This is a genomic window from Hamadaea sp. NPDC051192 (assembly GCF_040682475.1).
In the GTDB taxonomy this organism is placed as follows: Bacteria; Actinomycetota; Actinomycetes; order Mycobacteriales; family Micromonosporaceae; genus Hamadaea; species Hamadaea flava.
Genome location: NZ_JBFBAZ010000041.1, coordinates 58,756 through 64,837, shown reverse-complemented (window position 1 = coordinate 64,837; position 6,082 = coordinate 58,756). Strand labels below are relative to the sequence as shown.

Below are 6,082 nucleotides of genomic sequence, written 5' to 3'. Positions count from 1 at the left end.
TTCTTTGAACACCACCCCAACCAAACCCACCCACAACACACACCCCAACCCCAAAACACCCACCACCCTAACACCCTTACTCATCTCCCCCCGGCCTGCGGAAGCATGCGCAACCGTGATCCGCCGCCTACGGCATCCATTGACGGAGACGCGTCCTCAAATATTTAATAAAGCTTCCTTATAGGTTCCTCGGTTCTCCGCTGGAGGAGCAACGATGAAGCTTTCCCGCATCACGGCGCTGGTCGCGGCCGCCGTTCTGCTATTCGCCGCACCGGCGGCTCCGGCGACCGGGGCCGAACTGCTGTCCAACGGCGGCTTCGAGACGGGCGCGCTGAGCCCATGGAGCTGCTCCGGCAGCCTGGGCAGCGTCGTCACCACCCCTGTGCGTACGGGGACGAAGGCGTTGCGGGGCGCGGCGTCCAGCTCGGACAACGCGAACTGCACGCAGACCGTCTCCGTCGTGTCCGGTACGTCCTACACGCTGACCGGCTGGGTCCGGGGCAGCTACGTCTACCTCGGCGTGACCGGCGGAACGTCGACGTGGACACCCAGCGCCACGAACTGGACCCAGCTCACCGTCACGTTCACCGCGTCGAGCAGCAGCGTGCAGGTGTTCCTGCACGGCTGGTACGGCACGGGCGACTACTACGCCGACGACATCTCGTTGCAGGGCACGGCCGGGGCAGGCGTGCCCGGCGTCCCCGGTACGCCCGCCGCCGGCACGATCACGAACACGTCGGCCGCACTGAGCTGGTCGGCGTCGACCGGGACCGTGACCGGCTATCGGGTGTACGAGGGGACGACGCTCAAGACCACGGTCACGGGGACGTCGGCGACGATCTCCGGGCTGACCGCCTGCACGAGCCACACCTACGACGTGACGGCGTACAACAGCGTGGGGGAGTCGGCGCACTCGGGGAGCGTCACGATCACCACCACCGGGTGCGGCACCGGAGTTCCCGGCACACCGGGCAACGCCCGTGTCACGTCCACCGCGGACACGTCGCTCGGGCTCGCCTGGGACGCGTCGACCGGGACCGTGACCGGCTATCGGGTGTATGAGGGGACGACGCTCAAGACCACGGTCACGGGGACGTCGGCGACGATCTCCGGGCTGACCGCCTGCACCAGCCACACGTACGCCGTCCGCGCGTACAACAGCAGTGGTGAATCGGGCTCGGCGAGCGTGACCGGCACGACGACCGGATGTTCCACGGGCACGCTGCCCAAGCACCTGCTCACGGGCTATTGGCAGAACTTCACCAACGGCGCGACGCCGCTGCGGCTGTCGGCGGTCCCGACGACCTACGACATCGTGGCGATCGCGTTCGCCAACGCCGACCCCGGCTCGGCGGGCGGCGTGACGTTCGGCGTCGACTCCGGCCTGTCGAGCGCGCTCGGCGGCTACACCGACGCCCAGTTCAAGGCGGACGTCGCCACCCTGCACTCGCGCAACCAGAAGGTCATCCTGTCCGTCGGCGGCGAGAAGGGCACCGTCTCGGTGTCCAGTGCGGCCGCCGCGACCAACTTCGCCAACAGCGTGTACGCGATCATGACGAGCTACGGGTTCGACGGCGTCGACATCGACCTGGAGAACGGGCTCAACGCGACCTACATGGAGCAGGCGTTGCGGTCACTGCGGTCGAAGGCGGGCGCGAACCTGATCATCACGATGGCGCCGCAGACCATCGACATGCAGTCGACCGGGACGACGTACTTCGCGCTGGCGCTCAACATCCGCGACATCCTGACCATCGTGCACACCCAGTTCTACAACTCGGGCGGCATGCTGGGCTGCGACCAGATGTTCGCGTACGGGCAGGGGACGATCAACTTCCTGACCGCGCTGGCCTGCATCCAGCTTCAGAGCGCGCTGCGACCGGACCAGGTGGCCCTCGGCCTGCCCTCGTCCACCTCCGCGGCGGGCGGCGGCTATGTCAGCCCCGGCGTCGTCAACAACGCGCTCGACTGCCTGGCGGCCGGGACGAACTGCGGCAGCTTCGTGCCCCCGGCCAAGTGGCCGAGCATCCGGGGCGCGATGACGTGGTCGATCAACTGGGACGCGAGCAACGGGTACGCCTTCGCCAACACCGTCCACGGCCACCTGGTCGCGATGCCGTGACTTGGTAAACCTCGGTAAGCCCTAGCGGTCGAATCGTGCGGTGGTCGTCGGAGTCCGGCGGCCACCGCACTCGTCTCAGCTGGTCGCCGCCCGCTGGAGTCCGGCGTTCTCGGTCGCCAGCGCCTTGGCGAAAGTCTTGCCCAGTAAGGCTCCGAGGAGTTTGGCGCCTGGCCCGGACAGCTCCAGGACGAGGGTGTTCCGGCAGCTGACGTCGTCGCCGTCCAGCAGATGCCGCCCGGTCATGGTCACGCCGAGTCGTCGCGTCTGCCAGGTGAACTCGCGGGCCGGTTCGAGCCGGGTCACCGTCCAGATCGCGGGGGACTGGGCCGGCTGCCAGATCTTGGCCTGGCTGCCCTCGTGGAGCGGGCCGTCGTCGAGGCGTACGACGCGGCGCATCGTCGGCGTGATCGACGGCAGGTTCTCGACATCGGTGGTCAGCTCCCAGACGCGGTTCGTGGGTGCGTCGATGGTGACCGTGTTCTCCCAGCGCATGACGTCAATGTACCATTCGGTACATGTCAAGCGCGCGGGCGGAGATGCTGGATCGGGTGACGGCGTACGCGGCCGAGAACGGCATCGGCGCCAAGAGCCTCCGGGAGATCGCCGACGGGATCGGCAGCAGCCATCGGATGCTCCTCTACCACTTCGGTACGCGCGAAGGCCTGCTCGCGGCGATCGTCGAGGCGGTCGAGCGGCAGCAGCGGGAGTTGATGACCGAGCTGGCGGCGCGCCACGAGTCCGCCCAGGAGTTGATGCTCGCCCTGTGGGAACGCGTCTCCAGCCCCGAGGTACGCCCGTTCGTGCGCCTGTTCTTCGAGGTCCTCGGCTTGGCGGCGCAAGGGGCGGCCGGCGCCGACCGGTTGCTGAGCGGCCTCACCGAACCGTGGCTGGACAGTGGAGCCGAGCTGGCGCCGGGCATACGCCGCGTGGCGATCCGAGTCGGTGTGGCGGTCGTCCGCGGATTGCTCCTCGACCTGGTCGCGGGAGCAGATCCGGCCGATGTAGACCGAGCCTATCGGCTGTTCGCGGGGTCCTTCGAAGACCTGACCCGGATCGGATGACGTCGATGCCAGTCATTTAGGTGACGGAGCGGAGTCATTCATTCACTCCGGGCGTACGGTGCTAGCAACCCCATCGCCTCTCCGAATCGAGGGTGACATGAGCAACGTTCAGAAGTGGGGCTACGCCTGCGCCGGCGTCGGCCTCGTCCTCGCGGTCGGTACCTTCATCGGCTTCGCGCTCGCCGATGGCGAAGGCGCCAAGACCACTCTTCTCGTCGCCGCGACGGTCTTCACCGTCGCCGGCGCCAACGGCCTGGGCGCGGGCCTCGCCGACAACGTCAAGACCGGCAAGTGGGTCGGCCTGATCGTGGGCGCCCTGGGCTTCATCGGCTGGGGAATCGCCTGGCTCGGCGACAGCACGCTGAAGACCTCCTTCGGCTGGGCGGCCGTCTTCGCCGCGATCGCCGCGGTCGCCTCGATGGTCCCCGAACTGTTCGGGGGCAGCAGCGCACCCGCCGCGACCAACTGACCACCTCGAGGAACGCCCGGCCGGACGCCGAGAAAATCGGATGCCCGGCCGGGCGTTCGCGCGTACGGTGACCGCGTTCTGACACGACGACCTGATGAGGTGCATTGGATGACGGTTCAGGCAGCGTCCGCCCCCGTGGCGGGCCGACTTCATGGTTCAGTCCTGATCCCGTCCAGTCCAAGGAGCATCCATCGTGGATCTTCCACGCCCGTTCGTCATCCGCGAGAGCGGTCACCGCATTCACAACCCGTTCAGTCCTGAGAAACTCGACATCCTCGGGCGAGCGTTGAGCCTGACGCCCGGGACGAGCGCCCTGGATCTGGCCTCCGGCAGCGGCGAAATGCTGTGCACGTGGGCTCGCGACCACGGCCTCACCGGCGTCGGCGTCGACATCAGCACGCACTTCACCGCGAGCGCCCAGGCGCGCGCGGCCGAGTTGGGTGTCGCCGACCGCGTACGCTTCGTCCACGGCGACGCGGCCGGACATGTCGCCGAGGAACCGGTCGACCTCGCCGCCTGCATCGGCGCGACGTGGATCGGCGACGGCCTCACCGGAACGGTGGAACTGCTGCAACGCAGCCTCCGGCCCGGCGGCCTGATGCTGATCGGCGAACCGTACTGGCGGCTCGACCCGCCGGACGAGCTGACCGTGGCGGAGTCGCACGCGTCCGCCAAGGAGGCGTACCGCCCGCTGCCCGACCTGCTGAGCCACTTCGGCGACCTCGGTTACGACGTGGTCGAGATGGTGCTGGCCGACCAGGACAGCTGGGACCGCTATACGGGGGCGCAGTGGTTCAACATCCGCCGCTGGCTCGACGAGAACCCCGACGACGAGCTGGCTGAGCAACTCCGCGCCGAACTGCGGGACGGGCCGGCGAGGTACGCGCGTTATCGCCGTGAGTACCTCGGCTGGGGCGTCTTCGCCTTGATGCGCCGGTAACGCGGTCGCGTGCCGGGCTCGCCGCCACCGACGAGCCCGGCACCACGCTCAGCGTCCGTAGATCGCACCCACAGCGGCGAGCGCGGTCGTCGAATAGGCCGGATCGTAGAGGTGCTGGCCGACCAGGACCGGGCCGCCGTGCCGGCTGAAGGTCCAGCCACCCACGGTCTCGAAGTCCGGATTCGCCATAGAGCAGCCGGTCAGCGTCAGGTCGTCGAAGCTGACGGTCGCCTTGTAGTTCGTGACGCCCGCCTGCTCGTACAGCCGCAGAGACAGCGTCGTCTGACCAGTGGCCAGGTAGGGCATCAGGTCGAGCAGCGCCGAGGAATACCAGTCGAGCTCTTCGGCCGCGACGTCTTTCTGCCAGATCTTGACCCCACCCGCGTACGCCTGCTTGAGGTGGTAGCCGAGACTGGACGCGGTGGTGCGGTTGTCCTTGTGGTAGAGGCGCAGCAGGCACGAGGTGGAGCCCGGTGACAGCTGAATCGTCGTGCTGGCGTCGGCGTAGTCCCCGGCACTGGTCACCTGTTCGGCGATGACGGTGAAGACGACGGCGCCGGTGCCGCCGGTGGACGGCCGGGAGAAGTTGTTGTCACCGCTGTAGACCTGACCCGCCTTCAACGGCAGCTGGTATTGCATGACACCACCGATCGTCCCGTCGTCGATGCGGTCCACGCCGTACTCGGTGGCCTGCCGCACGTAGTCCACGTCGGGAACGACGTCGTTGTCCGACAGGTGATACGCGTACACCATGAGGATCATGGTTAGGCTGTGGGCGGCGAGCTGAGGCGCGGCGGTCGCGATCTGCGCGGCAAGCGTGTCGACCATCTGGGTGTCGTGGTAGGGCGCGTCGTTGAAGGGCATGATCATGCCGTTGACGACCGCGTCGTAGTCGTCGAGCAGGCCCGGGGTCAGACGGTTGAAGTAGACCACCGGATAGAACCGCACCAGCGGCGTCGCGGCCGTGAGCTGTGCGACGTATGCGGGGGTGAAGGTGGTCAGGTTGGTGGCGAAGTCATCGATCGACCATCCTTCGATCACCGGATATTCGAGCGCCAGGTTGTTGATCTCCGAGGCCCAGCCGGTGTAGTCCGTGCCGTTGTAGAACGGCGCAGTGCAGGTACCGCCGCCGCATTCGCTCGGCGGATACAGGGAGACCCACACTTTCATGCCGTCCGCCTGTGCCGCCGCGGCGAACACGTCGACCAGATCGGTCCACTCGCCGGCAGTCACCACGCGGAAGGCGTATGTGTTGGCGTGCATGTCATGCAGGCGCTCTAGGGTGGCGGTCGCGTCGATGCCGCCGGCCGACGTGAGGACTGGCTTGCCGAACGTGGCGCGAATGCCAGGTCCGGTAGCGGCCGACACCTCGACTGGCAGGCTGAGGACCCCGGTCAGGGCCAGGAGCAATGACAGCGAGACGCGGGCGACCTTCTTGATCACGTTCATCACGGGCGAACCCTATAGTTCGGCGGGGTGGCTGTGGTGGC

The 6,082-nt window shown here is 67.7% G+C and carries 5 protein-coding genes and 2 pseudogenes; 5 read left to right on the top strand and 2 right to left on the bottom strand.

Annotated features, from left to right (window positions below; translation table 11 throughout):
- Nucleotides 1-214 precede the first annotated feature (214 nt).
- Nucleotides 215-1,162, top strand: a pseudogene (locus AB0M47_RS19405) (carbohydrate binding domain-containing protein); the annotation flags it as partial.
- A gap of 60 nt (nucleotides 1,163-1,222) precedes the next feature.
- A pseudogene (locus tag AB0M47_RS19400) lies at nucleotides 1,223-2,122 on the top strand (chitinase); the annotation flags it as partial.
- Nucleotides 2,123-2,197: 75 nt separating this feature from the next.
- Here the strand turns inward: AB0M47_RS19400 and AB0M47_RS19395 are convergent.
- The gene (locus tag AB0M47_RS19395) at nucleotides 2,198-2,614 is read right to left on the bottom strand and encodes an SRPBCC family protein (RefSeq protein WP_363415285.1); all 417 of its coding nucleotides are present in this window, start codon (nucleotides 2,612-2,614) and stop codon (nucleotides 2,198-2,200) included.
- Between the two features lie 23 nt (nucleotides 2,615-2,637).
- Here AB0M47_RS19395 and AB0M47_RS19390 point away from each other — a divergent pair, with 23 nt between their 5' ends.
- The 3 genes from AB0M47_RS19390 to AB0M47_RS19380 all read left to right on the top strand — a co-directional run bounded on the left by AB0M47_RS19390 (nucleotide 2,638) and on the right by AB0M47_RS19380 (nucleotide 4,592).
- Nucleotides 2,638-3,183 (top strand): TetR family transcriptional regulator, encoded by a 546-nt coding sequence (locus tag AB0M47_RS19390; protein WP_363415282.1) that lies wholly within the window; start codon nucleotides 2,638-2,640, stop codon nucleotides 3,181-3,183.
- Nucleotides 3,184-3,280: 97 nt separating this feature from the next.
- A complete protein-coding gene (locus AB0M47_RS19385; protein WP_363415279.1) occupies nucleotides 3,281-3,652 on the top strand; it encodes a hypothetical protein in 372 nt (123 codons plus the stop codon).
- Between the two features lie 193 nt (nucleotides 3,653-3,845).
- Nucleotides 3,846-4,592 carry a class I SAM-dependent methyltransferase gene (locus AB0M47_RS19380; RefSeq protein ID WP_363415277.1) on the top strand — a complete coding sequence of 249 codons (747 nt, stop codon included), beginning with the start codon at nucleotides 3,846-3,848 and terminating at the stop codon, nucleotides 4,590-4,592.
- A 48-nt stretch (nucleotides 4,593-4,640) separates the two neighbouring features.
- On the opposite strand, the gene AB0M47_RS19375 is transcribed toward AB0M47_RS19380, so the two are convergent.
- Nucleotides 4,641-6,044 (bottom strand): hypothetical protein, encoded by a 1,404-nt coding sequence (locus AB0M47_RS19375; protein WP_363415274.1) that lies wholly within the window; start codon nucleotides 6,042-6,044, stop codon nucleotides 4,641-4,643.
- Between the last annotated feature and the right edge of the window lie 38 nt (nucleotides 6,045-6,082).